The sequence below is a fragment of the Hyphomonas beringensis genome (assembly GCF_000682755.1).
Taxonomy (GTDB): domain Bacteria; phylum Pseudomonadota; class Alphaproteobacteria; order Caulobacterales; family Hyphomonadaceae; genus Hyphomonas; species Hyphomonas beringensis.
Genome location: NZ_AWFF01000098.1, coordinates 1 through 22535 on the forward strand (window position 1 = coordinate 1; position 22535 = coordinate 22535).

A 22535-nucleotide genomic window follows, 5' to 3' on the forward strand; every position below is an offset into this window, starting at 1 on the left:
GTGTGAGCAGACCTGAAGTATGGCTTGGGGCACTATCAGACGGATTGGGTTCGGGGTGGAGGGTCTCATGAGCCGCCAGTCATCCTTCGACTTCTCTCAGGATGAGGTGCGGTTCTTGGGGTGAGGCGAAAGAGCGCTCATGGTGAGCGAAGTCGAAGCATGGAGCGCGGGCTTGGGGAGTGAGCCTCTCTCTGTCCCACAAACTTCTGCTCCTGTGGCTCTGGACCCCGGCCTGCGCCGGGGTGAGCGGAAGAGGGGAAAGCTCCCCACCCTTGTCATCCCGGAATTTGCATCAGCAAATATCCGGGACCCAGTTCAGACTTGCGCCTCTGCGTCTGGGTCCCGGATAAACGCGCAGCGTTTTCCGGGATGACACGGCAGACTCAATCGCAGTGTATGGGGCAGGGCCATTATCATGTGGCGCGAATGCCCTTACTCTGCGCGCTGAAAGCGGGATGAGGGGCGCGAGTGTGCTGAAACGGGCGATCATTGCGGCAGGGCTGGCCATTTCCGGGCCGGGCGCGCTGGCAGAGGGGGAGGCCGCCCCGCCACCGGATTGCGAGCATTTGCTGGTGGAGGTGGATGGTGCCGGGCAGGTGAGCGCAGGGGACAAGGCCGCGCTGATTGAAGCTGTCCGCTCAGGCCAGTCCGTTCAGGTCGGCTTCCGGCTGGCCGAGACACCGGCGGGCGGCTTTTTCCTGACGCACTGGTATGCGCCCTATTCGATGACGGTGATGGGGGAAGATGTGTTCACCCATTCATCGCGTGTGCACCTGCAGATGCCGGACGCAGAGATTGAAGACCTGCCGCCGGCAGAGCGCTCTCAAATGTGGGTGACGCTGATCGGAACCGACGGTGTTCTGCATGGCCGCTATCCGGATGAAGCCACCCCCACAGCCCACGCCGTCACCGCTTGGTGGTGCGCACTGGAGTAGGCAGGACAGGCGGAAGCGAAACTCGCCCCTCACGGGAATCGATTCCTCAGTCTGGCCCTTCCAATTCCCCTGAAAATGGGCCATAAGCCGCGCCTTGTGGTGGGATTTCGGGTTTTGACCCGGCTGGACGACATCCCGGCCGCGGCCAAAGGCTTCGATCCCCACCAGAAAACCCCGCCAAATCAGGCGTTTATGTGAAACCCGCCGCAAGGCGACAATATGAAAGATATACGATGTCGATTACTGCTGAGAAAAAGCAGGAGCTGATCTCCAAATTCGCCACCAAGCCTGGCGATACCGGCTCTCCTGAAGTCCAGGTCGCGATCCTGACCGAACGGATCAACAATCTGACCGACCACTTCAAGACCAACAAAAAAGATCACCACTCCCGCCGCGGCCTGCTGGCCATGGTGGCAACGCGCAGAAAGCTGCTTGATTACGTCAAGGGCAAGGATGAGTCGCGTTATACCAAACTCATCTCCGAGCTGGGCATTCGCCGCTAGGCTCTTCAAAAACAAGCCCGCCGGGCACTGGGGCCGCGGCGGGCTTTTCGTATGTGAAAGAAAGACTTTTAGATGTTTGACAAGAAATCTGTGTCGCTGGAATGGGCCGGCCGCACGCTGAAAATCGAAACGGGCGAAGTTGCCCGTCAGGCCGATGGTTCCGTCATGGTGACCTATGGGGACTCTACTGTCCTGGCCACGGCTGTTTATGCCAAGGAAGCAAAACCGGGTCAGGACTTCTTCCCCCTGACCGTGAACTATCAAGAGAAATATTACGCATCGGGCCGCATCCCTGGCGGCTACTTCAAGCGTGAAGGCCGCCCGACAGAGAAAGAGACGCTGACGTCTCGCCTGATCGACCGCCCGATCCGTCCGCTGTTCGTCAAAGGCTTCAAGCATGAAGTCCAGGTCGTTCTGACCGCCATCTCCTATGACCTCGAAAATGATCCGGACATTCTGGGCATGATCGGTGCGTCTGCGGCGCTGGTTCTGTCCGGCGCGCCCTTCATGGGCCCGATCGGTGCAGCCCGCGTTGGCTACAAGGACGGCGAATACCTGATCAACCCGACCGTCATGGATCTGGAAGAGTCCGAACTGGACCTCGTCGTGGCCGGCACCGCCGACGCCGTGATGATGGTGGAATCCCAGGCCAAGGAACTCTCCGAAGAGATCATGCTGGGCGCCGTTGTGGCTGGCCATGACGCGATGCAGCCGGTGATCGACGCGATCATCGAGCTGGCAGAGCAGGCCGCCAAGGAACCGTTCGACTTCCAGCCCGTGGACAATTCCGCCGCGCTGAAAGCGATTACGGATCTGGTCGGTACGGATCTGTCCGCCGCCTACAAGATCACCGAGAAGCTGGAACGCCAGGCCGCAGTGGGCGCTGCCCGCGACAAGGCCAAGGAAAAACTGGTCGGCACGGAAGACGCGCCGGGTGAACTGAGCGGTGAAGCCTTCAAGGCTGCGTTCAAGGAAGCCGAAGCCAGCGTTGTCCGCGGTGACATCCTGAAAACGGGTCAACGTATTGACGGCCGCAAGCTGGATCAGGTTCGCCCGATCCTGGCTGAAGCCGGTTTCCTTCCGCGTACGCACGGTTCTGCGCTGTTCACCCGTGGTGAAACGCAGGCGATCTGTGTCGCCACTCTGGGAACGTCAGACGACGAACAATACATTGACAGCCTGGACGGCACCCGCAAGGAACGCTTCCTGCTGCACTATAACTTCCCGCCATATTCCGTTGGTGAGACAGGCCGCATGGGCGGCGCTGGTCGCCGCGAAATCGGCCACGGCAAGCTGGCATGGCGCGCCCTGCAGGCTGTTCTGCCGGACCATTCGGAATTCCCGTACACGATCCGTCTCGTTTCCGAGATCACGGAATCCAACGGGTCTTCCTCCATGGCAACGGTTTGCGGTTGCTCTCTGGCCATGATGGATGCCGGCGTGCCGGTCAGCCGTCCGGTCTCCGGCATCGCGATGGGCCTGATCCTGGAAGGCGAAGAGTTCGCTGTCCTGTCCGACATTCTGGGTGACGAAGACCACCTCGGTGACATGGACTTCAAGGTCGCCGGTACGGAAGCGGGTGTGACCAGCCTTCAGATGGACATCAAGGTGGCCGGTATCACCAAGGACATCATGGAAAAAGCCCTCGCTCAGGCGAGCGGTGGCCGCATGCATATCCTGGGTGAAATGGGCAAAGCGCTGGATACGTCCCGCGACAGCCTGTCCGAAAACGCCCCGCAGATGGAAATCATCAAGGTGCCGACAGACAAGATCCGTGACGTGATCGGTTCTGGCGGCAAGGTCATCCGCGGTATCGTGGATGAGTCCGGTGCCAAAGTGAACATCGATGATGATGGCACGGTTCAGGTCTCTGCCCTGGACAAGGAATCCATCAACAAGGCCCTGAAGATGATCAAGGAGATCGTCGCAGAGCCGGAAGTCGGTGAGATCTATGAAGGCAAAGTTGTCGGCCTGAAGGATTTCGGCATCTTCGTGAACTTCTTCGGACCGAAGGACGGCCTCGTCCACGTTTCCCAGATGGCCAACAAGCGCGTGGGCCATCCGAAGGAAATGGTGAAAGAGGGCGACACGGTCTGGGTCAAGCTGATGGGCTTTGACGATCGCGGCAAGGTTCGCCTGTCGATGAAAGTCGTCGATCAGGAGACCGGTAAGGAAATCACCGAGGACGAAAATGGTGGCGAAGAGGAATAGTCTTCCTCTCCACTGCCCAAGAATTGGAAGGCCGCTCCCCGGAGCGGCCTTTTTTTGTGCAGAAATCAGGCAAACAGCTCATGCTGCGCAATGTTCACTCATTTGTCGGGAACCTGCCTCACAAAAGAACGTATCGCTCATCTCCAATCGCAAGCCGGACCATGCCATGCCGAACAGAGTCGATACCGTCAGCCGAGTGATCAGGGCTTCGGCAGCTGAGGTTTATGACGCGATGTTGCACCCCGATGCGCTGGAATTCTGGCTGGTGCCCGATGGGATAGAGGCGCGGGTGGTGGCGTTTTCCCCACGGCCTGGCGGGCATTACAGGCTGCAGGTGGAACCAGGCTGTGGCCGCGACGAAGCAGAAATCTGGAGCAGCGCCGAAAGCATGGAAGCGCGTTACCTGGATATGGTGCCGGGCAAATGCATCGTGCAGGCGGTCGATTTCGCAACGGAGGACGCGCGCTTTCAGGGCACAATGCGGCTGAGCTGGCTGATGAGCCCGGTGGCAGAGGGCACAAAGGTGACGATAAGGGCCGAGAATGCGCCCGATGGCCTGACTGTCCAGAGCCATGAAGCGGAGATGGCGTCATCCCTTGCAAAGCTGGACCATTATGTGACCGGACTTCAGGAACGTCAGGTCGCCTGAGACCTGTCAGAGGGCAGGCTGCAGACGAAGGCCCGTCTACGGGCTTTCCCCGTTGAACATGTGGGGGCTTTGCCAGTAAACCCCTCCCATGATGGCGAAACGCAAACCCTTTCTCGTGGCTATGTCCGGCGGCTCTGGCTCCGGCAAGTCGACCCTGGCAGAAGCCCTTCTGGAGCATTTGCCGGACGGCCAGGCCGTTCTCTTCGGGGAAGATGCCTATTATTATCCGATGAGCCATTATGGCGAGCCGCAGAGCAAGGAAGAGTGGACCGAACTTGTTGCAGGCATCAACTATGATGCCCCGCGGTCGAAAGAGGCAGACCGTCTGGTAAAGGATCTGCGCGCGCTGAAGGCCGGCGAGACGATCCAGCAGCCCATCTATGATTATGAGCGCCATGACCGCAGCCCGGACACACGGGAGATCAAGTCTGCGCCGATCCTGATCCTGGAGGGGATACACGCGCTATCCTTCCCGAAAATCAGTTCGCTGATCGATTTGTCAGTCTATGTGGACACGCCGGACGATCTGCGCCTGGCGCGTCGTATCCGCCGAGATGTGACAGAGCGTGGCCGCAGCCTGGAAAGCGTGTTGCAGCAATATCTCGGCACGGTCCGCGCGGCGCATTATCAGTGGACTTATCCGGCGAAATTCGAGGCGGATCTGGTGATCGCCGATGAAGGCCTTCCAGCCTATGGCAATGTGCGCCCGACTGGTGAAGCGATCGAGCGCATGATTGCGCCGGTGCTGGCACGTCTGCAGACGGCCGGCGTCATCTGATCAGACGCCCTGTAAAGTCCGCATGATTTCGATCTTCCCTGAGGGGGGGAGACTGAGTAGGGTGCCCGCACATCAGAGCGGAGCACGTGAAAATGACGGTTAAACGGACAATCCTTACCGGCCTGGCCCTGGCCACCAGCCTGGCGCTTTCCGGCTGTATCATCGTGGATGAACAGACAAGCCCGCCGCGTGTTGTAACCGTGACGGAAGTGGTGGAGCCTGCTGGCCCGGCGCCCGATGACCGGCTGAACGCGGCACTGTGGATGCAGCAGGCCGTGGAATACAAGGCAACGACAGACGGCATTTACGCGCTGGCGGGAATGCGCCTGGATGAAGCGCTGGCGGACCCGGACTGGACCGCCGTGCCGGAAGCGCAGCAGGCAGGCTATCAGGATTTGCCGCCCGCCATCATTCTGGATGCCGACGAAACCGTTCTGGACAATTCCGCCTATGCGGCCTTTGGCATCCAGCAGGGCCGCGAATTCGACGGGCCGAGCTGGAATGCCTGGGCCAGTTCCGGTGTGGCCGGGCCCGTGCCGGGCGCGGTGGAGTTCACCAATGCCGCCGCCGCCAAGGGTGTGAAAGTGTTCTATGTCACCAATCGCGATGCGGTGACGAAAGAGGGCACGGCGCGGAATCTGCAGGCGCTGGGCTTTCCGATGGGCGGCAATGTCGACACGTTGATGACCAAGGGAGAGCAGCCGGACTGGGGCTCTGCCAAGGGCACACGGCGTGCGGCGGTTGCCGCGAACTACCGGGTTGTCATGCTGCTGGGCGATAATTTCGGTGACTTTACTGACGAATACAAAGGCTCCCCCGAAGAGCGTGAGCGCGTTTATGAGGCAAACGCCGCCAAATGGGGCCGGGAATGGATCATGCTGCCGAACCCGGAATATGGCAGCTGGGAAAGCTCCGCCTTTGGCAATGACTATTCCCTGTCGCCGGAACAGCGCCGCGAGATGAAGATCGAGCAGCTGAAGGCCTGGTCTCAGGACTGATCGCGCGTAACTGTTCTGTTCATGTTCGGCGCGCTAAACTTGTCGCCGATATGACATTGCGTTCCTTGCTTCTGGGCCTCGGCCTGTCAGCGGCTGCTTTGCCGGCGATGGCGTGCGATCTGGATTTGGCAGGCCGGGCCACGGCTGTGGCCGATTATGTGGAAAGCGTTGCGCCCTGTTTCAGCGACTTGCCCATCGGCTATCAGTTCGATGCCGGGATGGAGCAGGAGTTTCTGGACCGTATCAATGCGGCGCGCGCAGATGCGGGGTTGCCGCCGCTGATCTATCGCCCGGCGCTGCGCAATACGGCGCGGTTCCACAGCCTGGACATGGCGTATAATGACTTTTTCGGTCATGTCGGCCCGGATGGCCGAGAGCCACAAGACCGGGTCTCTGCCTTTGATCGGCGAGACTTTATTCAGTACTCAGCCGAAAATGTTGCCATGGTGGAAGTCACGCGCGGGCGCTGGAATGTGGAGCGCAATGCCGTAAAGCGCCTGCACCGGAATCTGATGGAGAGCCCCGGCCACCGCGCGAATATTCTGAGTGAAGAGGCCACCCATGTTGCGATCGGTGTTGTGCGCACGGAGACCGGCGTCTGGGTGACGCAGAGCTTCCTCAATCTGTCGGGCAGTCTTGCGCGGGATCTGCCGGTGCGGATGCGTGTGGGACAAAAGGTGCAGCAGATGCCTGTGCTGGAAGGCTGGCGCTTCCGCCGCTTTGGCGCCCAGACTCCGAACGGTGACTATCTGCCGATGGAGAACGGCGTGCCGGCCGGCATCAGCGGCGATGTCGGCATTGCTGCAGAAGGGCGAAGGCCCGGCGACGAACCGCTCAGCTATTACACGATCCATCTGCCGGGCCCGTCTGTAACCGTAGACGGATAATCAAGATGCCCGGCGGGCGGCCTGCGCGCCGCGGGCCTCTGCCTTCTTCAACCATTTTGCGATTGTTGCGTCTGAGGCCGTCTTGACCGGCCCGACCTGCAGGATGCGGGCGGGTTTGATGCCGGCAAAATGCAGCACAGGTTTCTGCACCTGCAGCTTTGCCGCGCGCCCATTGGAGAGCCGGTCAAACCAGACCGGGGCATCGGCGGTCATCAGCACATCGGCTTTACGGCCGGAGAGCAGGCGATCCCAGAACGGATCATCCTCATGATACTTCATGGCATAGCCGGGCAAGAAGCAGCGGTCGATCACGCCTTTCATCTTGGCAGGCATACCGCCCCACCATTGCGCGTAAGCCCAGCATGTATGGTTCGCCCAGGAGAGAGTGTCCCGCCATTCCTCAAGACAGGGCTCCAGCGTTTTGCGGGCGTGATAGCCTTCGGTGAGGTCCGGGTCGAACTGCATGTCGGACAGGTTCATCCGGCGCACCTCAGCGCCCTCAGCCTCAGCGCCCCGCTGATAGGCATCTGCCAGGCCATGGCTGAGGGATGTGGACCGCGGATGGCCGACGAAAACGAAAAGTCGGGCTGACATGTTATCTCCAATGATACGAATGAACAAAACGCTCATTATTCAATCTGGGTATCATTGCAAGGAGAAAACAGGTCGTTTCTGCAATTGGCTGGGTGGCGTCAGAGGGCCGGTCAGCCCCGCTTCAGCGCGCTGACGGCTTCAGCAACAGGATGGTCGCCATTCGTCAGCTCGATGATCTCGTTGGTGATGTCCGGCGCATCGATCAGCTCTGCGAGCATGGCGGCGACGTTACCGCGTGCGACATCACCATAGGGAATAGCGCGGCCTGAATTGACGCGGCCATCGCCATCATCATCCTTCAGCGTGCCGGGGCGGACGATGACATAGTCGACGCCGCTCTGCGCGAGGGACGCATCGGCGCGGCGCTTCATGGCCATGTAATGCTCAAAGCCCTCGGATGTGTCGCGGTCGCGGCCGGCATCCATGAAGACGGAAACGAGATAGATGCGCTGAAGCCCGGTGGCCTTGGCGGCGGCGACCAGTTTCTCCGGGCCTTCGCCGTCAATCTTGGTGGCACGCTCTTGCCCGCTGCCAGCGGCGCCTGCGGAGAAGACGGCGATGTCACAGCCTTTTACGGCCTCTGCCAGATCGTCCGAACTCATCTCGATAATGTCGCCAAGTACGGGTTCGACGCCCTGCGCGCGTAAATCATCCGCCTGTTCGGCCTTCCGGTGCAGGCCTTTGACTGTGTGACCGGCAGAAATGAGCTTGGGGATCAGACGGCTGCCAACGCCGCCTGTTGCGCCAATGATGAAGATGTTTGCCATGAGGGGGGAACTCCCGTGTTCTTTTGTGGATCTGCCGTAACAACAGACCGCACAGCACGGGAGTTCCCGGTTCAACTCAGCCGGTGCCAATCCATCGCATCAGCGATTGCCCAGTTCGGCGCGGACGAGTTGCAGGCCCCGGCGCGTGATGCGGTAAGGCCCGCCGCCCTGAGAGGCGATGGCGCGGTTACGCTTCAGCTTGCGGAAGAGGCGCAGATTGAGGCCCGCATAGCGCCAGCCATCGCGGGTATAGCAATACAGCTCGACCGGCTTTTTGCTCTCGTTACGGATGATGTCGATATGCCCGCCCTGGGCGAGCAGGTGGAGGATGCGCTGTTCGGCGCGTGAGATATCCATTTGCAGGTGGTCCGAAGTCGGGCGCCGCATGGATGTGCATGGGGCGCGCAAAAACGTTTCCGGCACATGGCTGTGCCAGGCTTCGCTCTTGCCGGCCTGCCAGACGCTGACCCTCAGCGCCTCAAACGGCAGGCCCCTTACCGGGACTCAAACAAATTGGACATAAACACTCCGTTGAGGCTGCAAATTGGGGATGCAGCCTCAACGGGTCAAGTCGTTTTTAAGAAGATCAGTCTTCCGGCAGGTCCGGGACGCCGACGACGTGGAAGCCGGCGTCGACATGGTGGACTTCACCGGCGACGGAGTGGCCGAGGTCTGACAGCAGGTAGAGCGCGGCGCCGGCGACGCCTTCCATGCGCGTGTCTTCCTTCAGCAGGGACCAGTCACGGCCCGTGCCCATAAGGCTCTTGCCGCCGCGGATCCCGGCGAGGGAAAGCGTACGCATCGCGCCGGCGGAAATCGCGTTGACGCGGATGCCTTGTGGCCCGAGGTCGCGCGCCGCATAGCGGGTTGCCGCTTCGAGGCCTGCCTTGGCAACGCCCATGACATTGTAGGAAGGCACGGTACGCTCAGCGCCCAGATAGGTCATGCAGATCATCGCGCCGCCATCGGGCATGATCTCGCTGGCCCGGCGGGCGCAATCAATGAAGCTGTAGACAGAGATATCCATCGCGCGGCGGAAGCCTTCGCGGGTCGTGTTGGCGACCATGGAGCCCTGAAGCTCGTCCTTGCCGGCAAAGGCAATGGAGTGAACCAGGAAATCGATCTTGCCCCATTTGTCTTTCACGGCCTCAAAGGCTGCGTCCATGGAGGCATCATCGGTCACGTCAGCCGGGATCATGAAATCCATGCCGATGGATTCGACCAGAGGGCGGACGCGCCGCTCAAGGTTTTCGCCCTGATAGGTGAAGGCGATCTCTGCGCCCTGGGCGGCCAGCTGCTGGGCAATGCCCCAGGCGATGGAGTTCTGGTTGGCGACACCCATTATGATGCCGCGCTTGCCTTTCATCAGGTCGCCGGAAGGCGGGGTCCAGTCATCAGCCATGGCGGCATCTCCCTTGGATACTGTCGTTTGCTATCTATGAAGGGCTAGGCAGCGCCTCGCCAAAGGTCAAGCGCTCTAGGCTTGTGCGTCCACGTTCTTGAGGCCGACTTTCATGTCGAGCGCGGTGTAGACATGCTCTCCGTCGACATAGACGCGGCCATCCGCGATGCCGAGATTCAGCTTTCCACGGCGCACGCGCTTGATGTCGATCTCGTAGCGGACAAGTTTCTTGTCCGGTGTGATCTCGCCCGTGAACTTCACTTCGCCAACGCCCAGCGCGCGGCCCTTGCCGGGGCTGCCGGACCAGCCGAGCCAATAGCCGACAGCCTGCCACATCGCGTCCAGGCCGAGACAGCCCGGCATCACCGGATCACCCGGGAAGTGACACTGGAAGAACCAGAGGTCTGGTGTGATGTCGAGTTCGCCGATCACACTGCCCTTGCCGAACTGGCCGCCATCCACGGTGATCTCCGTGATACGGTCCATCATCAGCATGGGGGGGACAGGCAGCTGGGCATTGCCCGGTCCGAAATACCCACCCTTGCCGGATTCCAGCAGGTCTTCCTTTGTGTAGGAATTCTTGGGCGTGTGATAATCGTGCGGTCCGGACATAGCGGTTCCCTTGTTCAATCAGCGCAAGCAGTCTTACGAGCGCGCCCGGGCCAGCTTGTCAACACTCAGGGTAAGCGCGCAGGCATGCAGATTTACAGGGCAGCCTCTGCCGTATCTGTGCCCCAGAGGGCCGTGGCGGGCACGAAACCTTTGAAATTCCTGGCTTCAATCCGGCACCATCCGCTTTTGCAGGGGCCAAGCTCTACCAGCACAGTTGCCTCGATATGCGCAATTTCCGGGCTCATCGCGTCAGGGTCTTCATGCAAGGTGACATTCGATTGCACCATGGCGGTATGACCGGGTTCCAGCATGCGGGCATGCACCCAGACCTCCGCGCCGGAGGGATCGCGCACGCGCCGCCAGTTCTGGCTTTCCTTGATGATCAGCAGGGGCAGGCCCTTGCGCTCATAATGCCAGAGGATGGGGTGATCGCGGCTCGGCCCGGCGCGTCCGTTCACGGCATTGTATTTCAGCACCTCGAACCGGGGCACCTCCTTGCCGGAAAATTTGCTGACGCGGACATAGGTCGGCCCCTCTGCGAAGGCGCTTGCGCCAGCCAGTAATAATCCGGACAGGAATATGGGTGCCCACTTCATGTGCAGTCTTTTCCCATTGTCTGCGAGCCGCTACGATTCCACGGTCAAATGAATCTAGGGTAAAATATGAAGCGTTGGCGATGCAGGATCCCTCTGCTAAGGCCCGTTTTGAGAATATTTGCAAAAAGAGTCCCCATGTCTGCAAAGAAGCTGAAAGTCGTTGTGACCCGTAAACTTCCCTCACCCGTAGAATTGCGGCTGAAGGAATTGTTTGATGCGCGGCTGAACGAGGATGATCACGCCTTCACCCAGGATGAACTGGTGGACGCGATGCAGACCGCAGATGTGCTGGTGCCGACCGTGACGGACCGTCTGGATGGCCGTGTCATGGCGCGGGCAGGCGAGCAGCTTCGCCTCATCGCGCAATTCGGGGCAGGCGTGGACAATATTGATGTGCAAAGCGCCATTCAGCGCGGCATCACCGTGACCAACACGCCGGGCGTGCTGACCGATGATACGGCGGATGTCGCCATGGCGCTGATCCTGTCCGTGCCGCGCCGCCTGTTCGAAGGCGCACAGATCATGAATACGGGCGGCTTTGATGGCTGGACGCCGACCTGGATGATGGGCCGCCGACTGGCAGGCAAGCGTCTGGGCATTATCGGCATGGGCCGCATCGGTCAGGCGGTCGCCCGCCGCGCCAAGGCCTTTGGCCTGCAAATTCACTATCACAACCGCAAACCGGTCAGCCCGCGTATCGAGGAGCTGCTGGAAGCGACCTATTGGGACAGTCTGGACCAGATGCTGGCCCGCATGGACATTGTGTCCGTCAATTGTCCGCACACGCCGGCGACGTTCCACCTGATGAATGCCCGCCGCATCGACCTGATGAAGCCGGAAGCCTATGTGGTGAATACGGCGCGCGGCGAAGTGATTGATGAGGCCGCGCTGGCGCGTGCGCTGAAGGCTGGCAAGATTGCGGGCGCAGGGCTGGATGTGTTCGAGCGCGAACCGGCCGTTAATGAGGAATTGCTGGGCCTGCCGAATGTCGTGCTGCTGCCGCATATGGGCTCAGCCACGATCGAGGGCCGCACCGAAATGGGCGAGAAGGTCATCATCAACATCAAGACCTTCGCGGACGGTCACCGCCCGCCGGACCGGGTAATTCCGGCAATTCTGTAGGGTTTGCGGGTCTAGTCCAGTGCGCCGATATAGGGCAGGCCGCGATACTTGCCCGCATCGTCCATGCCATAGCCGACCAGATAGCGGCCTGGTGCTTCAATGGCGCAATAATCCACACCGTCTTCACCGCGCGGGGCCCAGGGCTTCTGGGTCAGCGCGCAGGTAATCACCTCCCGCGCGCCCTTGGCCAGCATATGCTGTCTGGCAAAAGCGAGCGTGCGGCCGGTGTCGAACACATCATCCAGGATGAGCACGCCGCGATCCGTGACCGAGCGGGTGAGATCCGCACGCACAACGACCCGGCCAGAGCTCTCGCGCGCGTCGCGATAGCTTTCCAGCCAGATGACATCCAGCGTCGGGTGAATGTCGCGGCGGGCCAGCGCCTTCATCAGGTCTGAGGTAAACGGCGTCGCGCCAATCAGGATGGAGACAATCGTCCACTCACCGGTGAGGCGCGGGGCCAGCGTCTGGGCCATCTTGTCGATATGCGCCATCAATTCTTCTTCCGGCACGACGACTTCTATCTGGGGCGTTTCGCTCATTCCGGGGACTCGTCTGTTTCTGCGTCTGTCGCCAGACTTTCATGAGGGGGCATGTCCGCTGTCGCAGGCACCTGGTCTCGCGGTACGAAGGACAATTCGATTTCGAAGCTTTCAATCGGTGCCTGCTGCACCACGATCTGGAAACTGCCGGTCTTTCCGGCGGGCAGGGTTTCCGGCTGGATCGGGCCGTAAGTGGTGCTGACAATCGCGCCGCGTTCATCCTTCAGCTCTACCCGGACGGCAGGGGTGTGCACGGCGGAGCGGGAAATGTTCACCGCCTTGCCTGCCACGGTGACGATCGGGATCGTGTCATTGAAGGTTCGGCTGCGCTGAATGTCTTCGAATTCCAGCCCGTAAGGGTTCACATCAAAGCCCAGCTGCTTGTAGGCGCCGGCGGCCTGGGGCCAGGCTTTCACAACTTCATTGCGGAAGACGATGGCGCCAACGCCGAGCGCGAAGAACAGGCCCGCCGTGATCAGCCAGGACAGCAGGGCCGCAAAGCGGCTTTTGCGGCGGCGCTGTTCGCGAACGCGCTCACGATAAATCTCGTGGGCGGCAGCGGGATTACGCCGGGCCGATTCTTTCTGCTCTTTCGGGGCGACGAACCATGAGTTTCCGCAGGCAGCGCACTTAACCGTGCGTCCGCTTTCACCGATTGTTGAGTCATCGGCGAAATACTGGGTCTCACAATTGGGGCAGGTGAGGATCATGTCTTGGTCTTTCCCGCAATTCGCCCCAATAATCCACTCGTCTGAGCAACCCGACAGGAGCCGATGACCCTATCCCGCCTCGACCTGTTTGACGATGTCGCCGTGCGCCTCGACGGAGTGTCGCTTCGGTATGGTACGTCAGAAGATATACTTAGCGGTATTGATCTGGTCCTGAAACCCGGATCATTCAGCTTTCTGACAGGTGCTTCAGGGGCGGGCAAAACCACCCTGTTGAAGCTGCTTTATCTGGCGCTGAAACCCAGTATGGGAGAGGTGTCCCTGTTTGGCCGGCCAACCAGCCGCCTGACGCGGGACCAATTGTCGGCCCTGCGCCGCAGAGTGGGCGTCGTGTTCCAGGAGTTCCGCCTGCTGGACCATCTCACTTCATATGAAAATGTTGCATTGCCGCTGCGTGTCCTGGGTCGCAAGGAAGCGAGCTATCGCAGTGATGTGCAGGAATTGCTGGCCTGGGTCGGCCTTGGCGAGCGGATGCATGCGCACCCGTCCACCCTGTCGGGTGGGGAGCAGCAACGCGTTGCCATTGCCCGCGCTGTGGTGACCCAGCCGGATATCCTGATTGCAGATGAGCCAACGGGGAATGTTGACCCGGAAATGGGCTCTCGCCTGATGCGGCTGTTCCTGGAGCTGAACAAGCGGCGTGGCACCACGGTGATCATCGCGACGCATGATCTGGGCCTGGTGCGTCAGGTGCAGGCGCCGGTCTACCGGTTGCAACATGGCCTGCTGGTGCAGGATGCCGAATACAGCGATGGCACGTCTGTGGCCGGGCGCCGGCGCACAGACCCGGCAAAGGCGGACTAGATGAAGGCCAAGGAAACCCCTCTGTTGCCCGTTGAGGATGCGCGCGAAGCGGCGCTGTTCTTTGTCGTGTGCGCGCTGTGCTTCCTGGCAGCCTTGGCGGCCCTGTCGGCAAAATCCACTTATGGCGCGGCGCGCAGCTGGACGGCGGAAGTGGAAGGCGAGCTGACGGTCTCCCTGCCGGATGTCGACCGGCGCGCGGCGGAAGCGGCGCGTGAACTGATCGCGAAAACCGATGGTGTGCGCGAGGCCCGCCTGCTGACCAAGGAAGAGATCGACGACTTGCTGGAGCCCAGCTTTGGCAGCCGCGGCCTGCCGGAAAGCCTGCCCCTGCCGCAATTGGTAGCGGTGACGGCGGACCCGCTGGCGCAATTTGTCGGGCCTAATATTGAACGGCGTCTGACAGAGGCCGGCTATGTCAGCGCGGTGGATGAACATGCCGAATGGGCCGGGGATGTGCGGCGCGTTCTGGGCATTGCGCGGCTGGTGGCGCTGACAGCAGTCGCCCTGCTGGCCTCAACAGCTGTGGCGGTGATCGCCTTTGCGACGCATGCCGCGCTGCTGACCCGGCGGGATATTGTGGATGTGCTGCATCTGGCGGGCGCCCGGGATAAATTCATTGCCAGCCTGTTTGAGCGGCGTTTCTGGTTGCTGGGCCTGAGGGCCGGATCGGTGGGGGCGCTGATGTCTCTCGGCGCGGCGGCGGCGATGATCTTTGCGGCCCGCTCCAGTGGTGCGCGGAGTGGCCTGTTGCCGGAACTGAGCATGGATTTCTATGATCTGCTGATTCTGGTGCTGACGCCGCTGATTGCGGGGCTGGCAGCCCGGCTGGCAGCGCGAATTACGGTAATCCGGTCTCTGAAGAGTGTGATGTGAGTGGAGAAAGGCGGCTCAGGAAGCGGCGGTTCGGCATTGTCCCCGCCATGGTGCTTGCCGCCTTGTGTGTGGCTGCAGTGGACTTCATCCTGTTCGCCAATCGCGTTGCCTCTGCCACGCATGATGAAGGTGCAAGGGCAGACGGCATTGTCGCGCTGACCGGTGGCTCCGGCATCCGCATTGCGGCGGGCGTGGAATTGGTGGCTGAGGGCCGCGGCCAGCGTTTGCTGATCTCCGGCGTCAATCCCGATGTGACCCGGCAGGAGCTGATCAATCTGGCCGGCGGTTCGGAAGAGGTCTGGGCGTGCTGTGTGGACATTGGCTACATGGCCGAGTCGACCAAGGGCAATGCCGAGGAGACGGCGGCCTGGGCCTATGAGCGCGACTATGAGCGGCTGATCATTGTCACATCGGATTATCACATGCCGCGCAGTCTGATCGTTCTGCAGAAGACGATGCCAGACATGGAGCTGATCCCGTGGCCAGTCCGCACGGTGAATGACCCCTCTTCGATCTGGACCGACCCCAATTCCTTCCGGGGGGTTCTGACCGAATGGCTGAAGTGGCGCGTGACGACACTGGAATGAGCGGCTATCTGATAGCGCTATGACATTTCTGCGCTCTATCCTGTTCGTGATCTGGATGTATGGCCTGATGGCCATCATGGGGATTCTGTTCCTGCCGACTCTGGTGATGCCGAAAGGCGTGATCCTGTGGGGGATCAGCGTCTATGCCCGCAGCCTGATTCTGGGCCTGCGCCTGATTTGCGGCATCGAGACGGAAATTCGCGGCCAGCAGAACATGCCGCGCGGCACAGTTCTTTACGCGGGCAAGCATCATTGCATGCTGGATGTGTTCATCCCCTTCATCGTGACGCGCGCGCCGGTTGTGATCATGAAGAAGGAATTGCTCTGGTATCCCTTCCTTGGCTGGTATGCGCTGAAGGCAGCGATGATCCCGATTGACCGGGAAGGCACGACCAAGACGCTGAAAAAGATGGTCGCCGACGCGACAGAGCGTGCCGCGGATGGCCGCCAGATCGTCATTTTCCCGGAAGGCACGCGGGTCGAGCCCGGTGCGCCGCCTGCCTATCATGCCGCAGGCCTCTCTGCGCTGGCCAAAGCGATTGTCGAGCCGATTGTTCCGGTGGCGACCAATGCGGGCCTGTGCTGGCCGGGCCGGGGGCTTAAGCGCTCCAAAGGCAAGATCGTCTACGAAATCCTGCCCCCCATACCGGCGGGGCTTGCGCGCAGGGATCTGATGACCCGGCTGGAAACGGAACTCGAGACGGCCAGCAACGCTCTTATTGAAGAAGGCCGCGCCGTTCAGGCGCGCCTGTCCACATAATCCTGTCAGGACCTGTCCATGGTTGAGCCCTCCACCGTTCAGAAGAAATCCCGCTTCTGGCTTTTCTTGCCTTTCGTCCTGCTGCTGATCGTTGTTGCGGCGTGGACAGCCTATTGGCTGATTGCACGCAGCCAGCTGGAGAAGGGCATCGATGAGTGGATCCGCACCGAACAGGGCAAAGGCGCGACAATTGAATACGCGTCGAAATCCCTTAGCGGCTATCCTTTCCGGTTCGAACTTGAGGTTCGCGACCCGGTCTATCAGCCACGCGGGCAGGCCCGCTGGGAAGGTGAGACGCTGCGCCTCGTCATGCAGCCCTGGAACTGGCAGCACATCATTGCCTATTCGCCCGGCCGGAACCTGATCACAGAGCCAAGTGCCCTGCGCCACACAATCAATCTGGATCCGAAATCCGCTATGAGCGTGTCGTGGGACAAGACATCCCTGAACCGGATTGGTCTGCAGTTGGGCAATGCGACGGCGCTGATCCGCGGGGAGCTGTATGCAACGACCGGCTTTTCCCTCAATCTGGCCCCGCGCAAGACGTCTCCCGATGACATGATGTTTGCTGTCCAGTGGGACAGGCTGACCCTGAACGCGGCGCCGCAGGAGGCAGAATATCTGGGCGATACGCTGGGGCCGTCTCGGTTGATCGGCGAAGTGCGCAATTTCTATCCCGCCTGGGAGCGTGCCGGCGGCGATCCGGAACGGCTCTATGAGAGCCTGATGGAGCAGGAGGGCGGCGTGGAAGTCGCGCAATTGCTGCTGAAATGGGGGCCGCTGGACCTCGGTGCGAAGGGCGATATCAGCTTCAAGGGCGGCAAGGCGAATGGCACGGTGGGCCTGCGCATAGATAATGCGGATGACCTGAAGGCGGAAATGGAGGCGGCGAGCCGCTTTGGCCAGCAGGAGCAGGCTGTGATCACGATGCTGGAAGCCTCTTCAAAGGATGGCGGCTTCCTGACTTTCACGATCAAGGACAATGAGCTGAAAATGGGCCCGCTGAGCCTTGGCCGTCTGCCGGAGCCGCGCTTTTGACGGCGCCCTCGCGGCGGAAACTGATATCGGCCTGTAAGACGCTGGCCGCAGCAGACCCTGCGCTGGAACGCGCCTATCAGGAAATAGGCGTGCCCGAATGGCGCGTGGGCCAACCGACTTACGCGGCGCTGTGCCGTCTCATCGCCTATCAGCAATTATCAACAAAAGCGGCGGGCACGATCTGGGGCCGCACCGAAGCGATGTTTGGAGAGGTGACGCCGGAAGCTGTGCTGGCGGCGGACCCCGAGGCCATTCGGGGCTGCGGCATGTCCCGGCCCAAGGTGCGCCACATGACCTCCATCGCCGAGGCCGTTGTCACCGGCACGTTGAATCTGCAACGGGTTTGCGCGTCTGATCTCGATTCCGCGCGCAAGGAACTGGTCGCCGTGAAGGGGATCGGCCCGTGGACCGCAGAATTATTCCTGCTCTATTCGATCGGCGCACTGGACGCGTTTCCGGTTGGGGATGTTGGCCTGATGGAGGCGCACAAGCAGCTGTCGGGTCATGAAACCCGTATGGAAATCAAGGAATTCACAAGCCATGCCGAGGTCTGGCGCCCTTATCGGGGGGTGGCGGCGCATCTGCTCTGGGGCTGGATCAATGCTGAGCGGGCCAAGGCCGGCGGGGCGAGCCCGCAGGCCTGAGCGACCGGTAAAAGATTGCAAAACGCTGGGGCTGTCATAATCTCATGACACGAATCGTCTATCCGCATGGACGAAACGAAAAGGAGCTGCGTCTTCAGTCAGTTCGTTGGACAATATGATCTCGCACATGGGAGAGTCCCATGGCTGAGATAATCACGGCCCCGCCCAGCGGTCGGCCGGCACTTGTTCTAAATGCGGACTACAGACCGCTCTCCTATTATCCGCTCTCCTTGTGGCCGTGGCAGGAAGTCGTGAAAGCGGTGTTCCTGGACCGTGTCGATATCATTGCGGAATATGATTATGTCGTGCGCAGCCCCAGTACGGAATTCCGCCTGCCGAGCGTGATCGCCCTGCGCGATTTTGTGCGTCAGGACAGGCCGCCGGCATTCACGCGCTTTAATGTCTTTCTGCGTGACGGCTTCAAATGTGCCTATTGTGGGGCTTCGGACAATCTGACCTTTGACCATGTCATCCCGCGTTCCAAAGGCGGGCGGACGAGTTGGGAGAATATCGTGGCGGCGTGCAGCCCCTGCAATCTCCGGAAGGGCGGCAAGTTCCTGCACCATACCGATATGCATCTGATGCGACGGCCCCTGCGCCCGAACAATTACCAGCTGCAGGAAATCGGCCGCAAATTCCCGCCCAACCATCTGCACGAAACCTGGATGGATTATCTCTACTGGGACGTCGAGCTGGAGAGCTAGCGAGATTCAATCTTCTTTTGATTGAATAGAGCGCTCGCATGAGTTACTTTTTACAGACAGCCTGGAGGAAGTAATCATGATCAGCAGCCGCTTCGCCTTTCGTGGTCTATTTGCAAGCGCCGTAATGGCATTGTCCTTCAATGCGGCAGCACAGCAGCCTGAGGGCGAAGTCGAACAGCAATTGCGAAATGAGACCGTGATCGTGGAGGGACAGGCGCCCACGCTCAAGGAGAGTTTCAATTTCACGCGTGAGCTTTCAGTTGAGGGCATGAAGTCGAAGCTTCTCGCGCGCTGGAACAAGAGAATATGTCCTGCCGTGTCAGGCCTCTCGCCAGACAAGGCCCAATTGATTGCAGACCGTATTTCAGAATGGGCTCTTGAGGTTGATCTATTGCCGGATGACCCAGGCTGCGAGCCGAATCTGGCCATTTTCGTTACTGATTCAGCGGATAGTCTGGCGCAGCAGCTGTATGAACTTGACCCTGAAACATTCGGTTTGGCTGCTGACTGGACCGTTTCCACAAGAGGCCGCTTTGCCTTTGAGGATTTTCTTGAAACCACGAGCCCCGTGCGCTGGTGGCATGTTTCAGAAAAACTGAGTGAACAGGGTCATCCCATTACAGGCGCCAGCCGATTCATTATGAAGGATGCCAGACAGGCGCCTCGGATAGCTACGGTAAACACGACGAATTCCTCGAGGTTAAAAGGCCACTATCGTCAGCACATCAATCACGGCATCATCATTGTTGATGCCAAACGTGTCGAGGGTGTTCGGCTTGATACGCTGGCAGACTATCTGGCTTTTGTAAGCCTGCTGCAGGTTGATCCGGATGCAGATGTAAAAGACGCGAACACCATACTGAACCTTTTTGATGAGGTCGGGATTGCGAACACTGGAATCAGAGGTCTGACGGAATGGGACACGCGCTATCTGAAGGCATATTACAAAGCCAAGCGTAACGCCTATAGTGAGAGGCAACAGGAACAGCAGATCGCCTATTATATGAGAAAATGATGCCGGCGGCCTGGAATAGGTAATTACAAGACATATCAAATCACCTAGAAGGTAGGTGTGTGATATTTTGCACGACATGGCTCAGACATGATGAGGGAAGGGGGCTTCTCTAGCGGTCGGATGACTTCATCTTTCCGCGTCTAGTGAAAGGGTCTTTCCATGAAATTCTTGAATATTGTGAGTTCGGGCCTGCTGGCCACGGCTATGATGATGACCGCCCCTCAGGCATTCGCCGGAGATGAGGACGTGCCCTCCGATGAAAGTAATGCTGAAGGCGAGGCGCCGCTGATCAATGATACGGTGACCGTCACAGGTTACACATTCAAGGACAGCTTTGATTTTGCCACCGAGCTGTCGGCTGTTCCGCGCAAAAGCAAACTGCTGGCCAGGTGGAATCTCGGTATCTGTCCCGCAGTTTCAGGCATACCTGCTGACAAGGCTCAGATGATTGCAGACCGGATTGCCATGAGGGCTATGGCTGTTGGGCTGAAGCCGGGAGAACCTGGCTGCAAACCCAATATCGCAATTATCATTTCGCCGGATGGTAATGCGGCAACCCAGGCGATTTACGAGAATGACCCCAAGGTCTTTTCGCTTTCGGGTGATCCAACTGTTACCACGATGGGAAAATTTGCTTTTGAAGATTTTCTGAAAACACCCCGGCCGGTTAGATGGTGGCATGTCTCGGAAACCAAGAGCGAGCAAGGTCATGAGATGTCATCAGGGGGACAATATTTTTCACGAGGCGGGGCAGCCAATATGCCAACCGTTTCCACAACGAGTTCTTCACGTCTGAAGGGCAGCTATCGTCAGGATCTCAACCATGCCGTTATTGTGGTGGATGTCGCCTTGGCGCAGGGCGTCAGTCTCGAAGCGCTGGCAGACTATCTGGCTTTTGTGTCATTGGTGCAAATCGATCCGGATGCAGAAACCGCTGGTTTCGATACCGTGCTGAATCTTTTCGACGAGACAGGCGTTCACGACACAAGCATCACCGGGATGTCAGAGTGGGATGTTGCGTATCTGAAGGCGCTGTACTCTGCCAAGCGTAATGCAAAGACCGCCAGGCAACAGGAACGTGAAATCGCTGAAACCATGGGTAAGTGATTGTGCTGACTGCCGGCCAGTGAATATGGATTATTCATAGACACAGGCCTCAATTTTTCGGGTTTTCGCCTGTGGAAATGTTTTCAGCGCGCGTCTTTGCGCCTAGGGTTTGCATGGGTGGGAGATTTGGACGGAGGGGGTGTGATGACTCCGGATTTCACACGGGCGGATCTCAAGGCGGCCATCCCGGCACGGTGCTTCCAACCGAGCACCGCCCGGTCGATGGCCTATCTGGTCTTTGACCTTGTCCTGATCGCGCTGGCCTATTGGGCGCTGTCGCAGGTGTCTGCCTGGTATCTGAAACTGCCGCTGATCTTTTTCATCGGCACGATGTTCTGGGCGATTTTCGTGATTGGGCATGAGGCCGGGCATGGTGCGTTTTCCAAATCCCGCGCCGTGAACACGGCCGTAGGCCTGATCACGCATTCCCTCATTCTGGTGCCGTATCGTGGCTGGCAGCGCAGCCATGCCATGCACCATATGAAGACAGGGCATTTCCGCGAGGAGGAAGTTTTCCGGCCTTGCCGCGCGGAAGATGACTGGCTGGCGCGGAAAGTGTTGTTCCGGTCCGGCCTGTTCCTGCTGATTGGCTGGCCGATGTACAAGCTGGGCTATCGCAATCTGACAACGTATGACCCCGTTAAGGGCAGTCACTACCTACCGGTCAGCGACCTGTATGCCAGCCATGTGAAATGGTCATGGGCGGCAAGTCTTGTGGGCGTACTGGCCTGTCTGGCATTGTACATTGCGCTGGGTGTGATGTTCGGCTGGGCCTTTGCGCTGACCTATATTGTCGGGCCGTATTTTGTATATGCGGCCTGGCTGACCTTTGTGACGTACATGCAGCATGTCGCGCCGGAAGTGCCGGTTTATGACAGCGATGACTGGAGCAGCCTGAAAGGTGCGCTGGCCACGGTGGACCGCAATTATGGCCCGTTCAACTGGCTGACCCACCACATTGGCGACCTGCATGTGGTGCACCATGTCTTCCCGACAATCCCGCACTACCGCACGCGGGAAGCCACGGACGCGATCAAGCCGATTCTGGGCGCGTGGTACATGAAGTCCGACCGCTTTGTTCTGACGGATTTCGTGCGTACCCTGATCGGATGTCATTATGTTGAGCCGGGTGACGGACAGGAAGTGTGGAAGTCCGCCTATCCCTGGGCGAAGAATGCTGGCACCGGCAAGACAGACAAAGTGAACGAAACGAACGGCGCGCACATTCCGGCGGAGTAGGGCGACCTATTCGGCGTCCAGACTCACAATGGTGCGGCCTGCTTCTTCCGGATCAGGGGCATCGGTAATGCTGGCCTCAATGTCTTGCGGTAGAATGCCAGCACCTGTCACCACATCCAGAATGGCCGCCTGACGCGCGGCGGTCAGGTCCGCATCATCTGTGCGGTAGGTGATAATGTGGACCCGCCCTTCCGGGCAGTCCGTGGCGCGATCCTCAATCACTTCCAGAACCAGATCATGGCCCAGGCTGGAAAGCTCTGAGGAGTCTGTGTGGAATCCGATGGAGTTCTGCTTCACGCGGCACGGTATGACCGTCTCATCCACCTCGACGACCTGCACTGTGTCCTTTGGCGTGTCGTCTTCACGCGGCAGGGCGGTTTCGTTTCCGCACGCGGCAAGGAACAGGCTGGCAGGTATCAGAATAAGCGGCAGTTTCATGG

At 59.7% G+C, this 22535-nt stretch carries 27 protein-coding genes; 18 read left to right on the forward strand and 9 right to left on the reverse strand.

Annotated elements, in window-relative coordinates; genetic code table 11:
• Window positions 1-470: 470 nt before the first annotated feature.
• From HY29_RS16825 to HY29_RS18695, 7 genes are all read left to right on the forward strand, one after another.
• The gene (locus HY29_RS16825; protein WP_034799260.1) at window positions 471-935 is read left to right on the forward strand and encodes a hypothetical protein; all 465 of its coding nucleotides are present in this window, start codon (window positions 471-473) and stop codon (window positions 933-935) included.
• Between the two features lie 233 nt (window positions 936-1168).
• Window positions 1169-1438, forward strand: coding sequence for a 30S ribosomal protein S15 (gene rpsO / locus HY29_RS16830; protein ID WP_034799262.1), 270 nt, complete (start codon window positions 1169-1171; stop codon window positions 1436-1438).
• Window positions 1439-1510: 72 nt separating this feature from the next.
• Entirely contained in the window at window positions 1511-3649 is a 2139-nt protein-coding gene (pnp, locus tag HY29_RS16835) for a polyribonucleotide nucleotidyltransferase (protein WP_034799263.1), read from the forward strand.
• A gap of 166 nt (window positions 3650-3815) precedes the next feature.
• Window positions 3816-4298, forward strand: a complete 483-nt coding sequence (locus HY29_RS19070) for an SRPBCC domain-containing protein (RefSeq protein ID WP_034799265.1) — start codon at window positions 3816-3818, stop codon at window positions 4296-4298.
• A gap of 88 nt (window positions 4299-4386) precedes the next feature.
• Window positions 4387-5076, forward strand: coding sequence for a uridine kinase (udk, locus tag HY29_RS16845; RefSeq protein ID WP_241765251.1), 690 nt, complete (start codon window positions 4387-4389; stop codon window positions 5074-5076).
• A gap of 92 nt (window positions 5077-5168) precedes the next feature.
• Window positions 5169-6074, forward strand: coding sequence for a 5'-nucleotidase, lipoprotein e(P4) family (locus HY29_RS16850; RefSeq protein WP_034799275.1), 906 nt, complete (start codon window positions 5169-5171; stop codon window positions 6072-6074).
• A 50-nt stretch (window positions 6075-6124) separates the two neighbouring features.
• Window positions 6125-6961 carry a CAP domain-containing protein gene (locus tag HY29_RS18695; protein WP_051601711.1) on the forward strand — a complete coding sequence of 279 codons (837 nt, stop codon included), beginning with the start codon at window positions 6125-6127 and terminating at the stop codon, window positions 6959-6961.
• On the opposite strand, the gene HY29_RS16860 is transcribed toward HY29_RS18695, so the two are convergent.
• From HY29_RS16860 to HY29_RS16885, 6 genes are all read right to left on the reverse strand, one after another.
• Window positions 6962-7555 (reverse strand): NAD(P)H-dependent oxidoreductase, encoded by a 594-nt coding sequence (locus tag HY29_RS16860; protein ID WP_162176755.1) that lies wholly within the window; start codon window positions 7553-7555, stop codon window positions 6962-6964.
• Window positions 7556-7665: 110 nt separating this feature from the next.
• Window positions 7666-8322 carry an SDR family oxidoreductase gene (locus HY29_RS16865; protein WP_034799278.1) on the reverse strand — a complete coding sequence of 219 codons (657 nt, stop codon included), beginning with the start codon at window positions 8320-8322 and terminating at the stop codon, window positions 7666-7668.
• A gap of 99 nt (window positions 8323-8421) precedes the next feature.
• On the reverse strand, window positions 8422-8679 hold the full coding sequence (locus HY29_RS16870; protein WP_034799552.1) for a YjhX family toxin: 258 nt from the start codon (window positions 8677-8679) through the stop codon (window positions 8422-8424).
• Window positions 8680-8908: 229 nt separating this feature from the next.
• On the reverse strand, window positions 8909-9724 hold the full coding sequence (locus HY29_RS16875) for an enoyl-ACP reductase FabI (RefSeq protein ID WP_034799280.1): 816 nt from the start codon (window positions 9722-9724) through the stop codon (window positions 8909-8911).
• Window positions 9725-9799: 75 nt separating this feature from the next.
• Entirely contained in the window at window positions 9800-10336 is a 537-nt protein-coding gene (gene fabA / locus HY29_RS16880) for a bifunctional 3-hydroxydecanoyl-ACP dehydratase/trans-2-decenoyl-ACP isomerase (protein ID WP_034799283.1), read from the reverse strand.
• A 92-nt stretch (window positions 10337-10428) separates the two neighbouring features.
• Entirely contained in the window at window positions 10429-10932 is a 504-nt protein-coding gene (locus HY29_RS16885; protein WP_051601715.1) for an SH3 domain-containing protein, read from the reverse strand.
• Window positions 10933-11067: 135 nt separating this feature from the next.
• On the opposite strand from HY29_RS16885, the gene HY29_RS16890 reads away from it, so the two are divergent.
• Window positions 11068-12054 (forward strand): 2-hydroxyacid dehydrogenase, encoded by a 987-nt coding sequence (locus HY29_RS16890; protein WP_034799286.1) that lies wholly within the window; start codon window positions 11068-11070, stop codon window positions 12052-12054.
• A gap of 11 nt (window positions 12055-12065) precedes the next feature.
• Here HY29_RS16890 and HY29_RS16895 read toward each other — a convergent pair whose 3' ends face one another.
• Together HY29_RS16895 and HY29_RS16900 are read right to left on the reverse strand one after the other, a co-directional pair.
• The gene (locus HY29_RS16895) at window positions 12066-12596 is read right to left on the reverse strand and encodes a phosphoribosyltransferase (RefSeq protein WP_034799287.1); all 531 of its coding nucleotides are present in this window, start codon (window positions 12594-12596) and stop codon (window positions 12066-12068) included.
• Window positions 12593-13306 carry an MJ0042-type zinc finger domain-containing protein gene (locus HY29_RS16900; protein WP_034799290.1) on the reverse strand — a complete coding sequence of 238 codons (714 nt, stop codon included), beginning with the start codon at window positions 13304-13306 and terminating at the stop codon, window positions 12593-12595. Before HY29_RS16900 ends, HY29_RS16895 begins: the two co-directional genes overlap by 4 nt.
• Before the next feature lie 63 nt (window positions 13307-13369).
• On the opposite strand from HY29_RS16900, the gene ftsE reads away from it, so the two are divergent.
• From ftsE to HY29_RS16950, 10 genes are all read left to right on the forward strand, one after another.
• A complete protein-coding gene (ftsE, locus tag HY29_RS16905; RefSeq protein ID WP_081811480.1) occupies window positions 13370-14128 on the forward strand; it encodes a cell division ATP-binding protein FtsE in 759 nt (252 codons plus the stop codon).
• On the forward strand, window positions 14129-15001 hold the full coding sequence (locus tag HY29_RS16910) for a cell division protein FtsX (RefSeq protein WP_034799293.1): 873 nt from the start codon (window positions 14129-14131) through the stop codon (window positions 14999-15001). It begins immediately after the preceding gene.
• The gene (locus tag HY29_RS16915) at window positions 14998-15588 is read left to right on the forward strand and encodes a YdcF family protein (protein ID WP_155838401.1); all 591 of its coding nucleotides are present in this window, start codon (window positions 14998-15000) and stop codon (window positions 15586-15588) included. Before HY29_RS16910 ends, HY29_RS16915 begins: the two co-directional genes overlap by 4 nt.
• Window positions 15589-15607: 19 nt before the next feature.
• A complete protein-coding gene (locus tag HY29_RS16920) occupies window positions 15608-16348 on the forward strand; it encodes a lysophospholipid acyltransferase family protein (protein ID WP_034799298.1) in 741 nt (246 codons plus the stop codon).
• A gap of 18 nt (window positions 16349-16366) precedes the next feature.
• The gene (locus HY29_RS16925; protein ID WP_034799301.1) at window positions 16367-17386 is read left to right on the forward strand and encodes a DUF2125 domain-containing protein; all 1020 of its coding nucleotides are present in this window, start codon (window positions 16367-16369) and stop codon (window positions 17384-17386) included.
• Window positions 17383-18030 (forward strand): DNA-3-methyladenine glycosylase family protein, encoded by a 648-nt coding sequence (locus tag HY29_RS16930; RefSeq protein WP_034799303.1) that lies wholly within the window; start codon window positions 17383-17385, stop codon window positions 18028-18030. The genes HY29_RS16925 and HY29_RS16930 overlap by 4 nt, the downstream gene beginning before the upstream one ends.
• Before the next feature lie 140 nt (window positions 18031-18170).
• On the forward strand, window positions 18171-18734 hold the full coding sequence (locus HY29_RS16935) for an HNH endonuclease (RefSeq protein ID WP_034799305.1): 564 nt from the start codon (window positions 18171-18173) through the stop codon (window positions 18732-18734).
• A gap of 76 nt (window positions 18735-18810) precedes the next feature.
• Complete coding sequence (locus HY29_RS16940) at window positions 18811-19749, forward strand: hypothetical protein (RefSeq protein WP_034799307.1); 939 nt, start codon at window positions 18811-18813, stop codon at window positions 19747-19749.
• A gap of 204 nt (window positions 19750-19953) precedes the next feature.
• On the forward strand, window positions 19954-20856 hold the full coding sequence (locus tag HY29_RS16945) for a hypothetical protein (protein ID WP_155838402.1): 903 nt from the start codon (window positions 19954-19956) through the stop codon (window positions 20854-20856).
• Between the two features lie 144 nt (window positions 20857-21000).
• The gene (locus tag HY29_RS16950; RefSeq protein WP_051601719.1) at window positions 21001-22095 is read left to right on the forward strand and encodes a fatty acid desaturase; all 1095 of its coding nucleotides are present in this window, start codon (window positions 21001-21003) and stop codon (window positions 22093-22095) included.
• A 6-nt stretch (window positions 22096-22101) separates the two neighbouring features.
• Here HY29_RS16950 and HY29_RS16955 read toward each other — a convergent pair whose 3' ends face one another.
• Window positions 22102-22533 carry a hypothetical protein gene (locus HY29_RS16955; RefSeq protein ID WP_034799312.1) on the reverse strand — a complete coding sequence of 144 codons (432 nt, stop codon included), beginning with the start codon at window positions 22531-22533 and terminating at the stop codon, window positions 22102-22104.
• Between the last annotated feature and the right edge of the window lie 2 nt (window positions 22534-22535).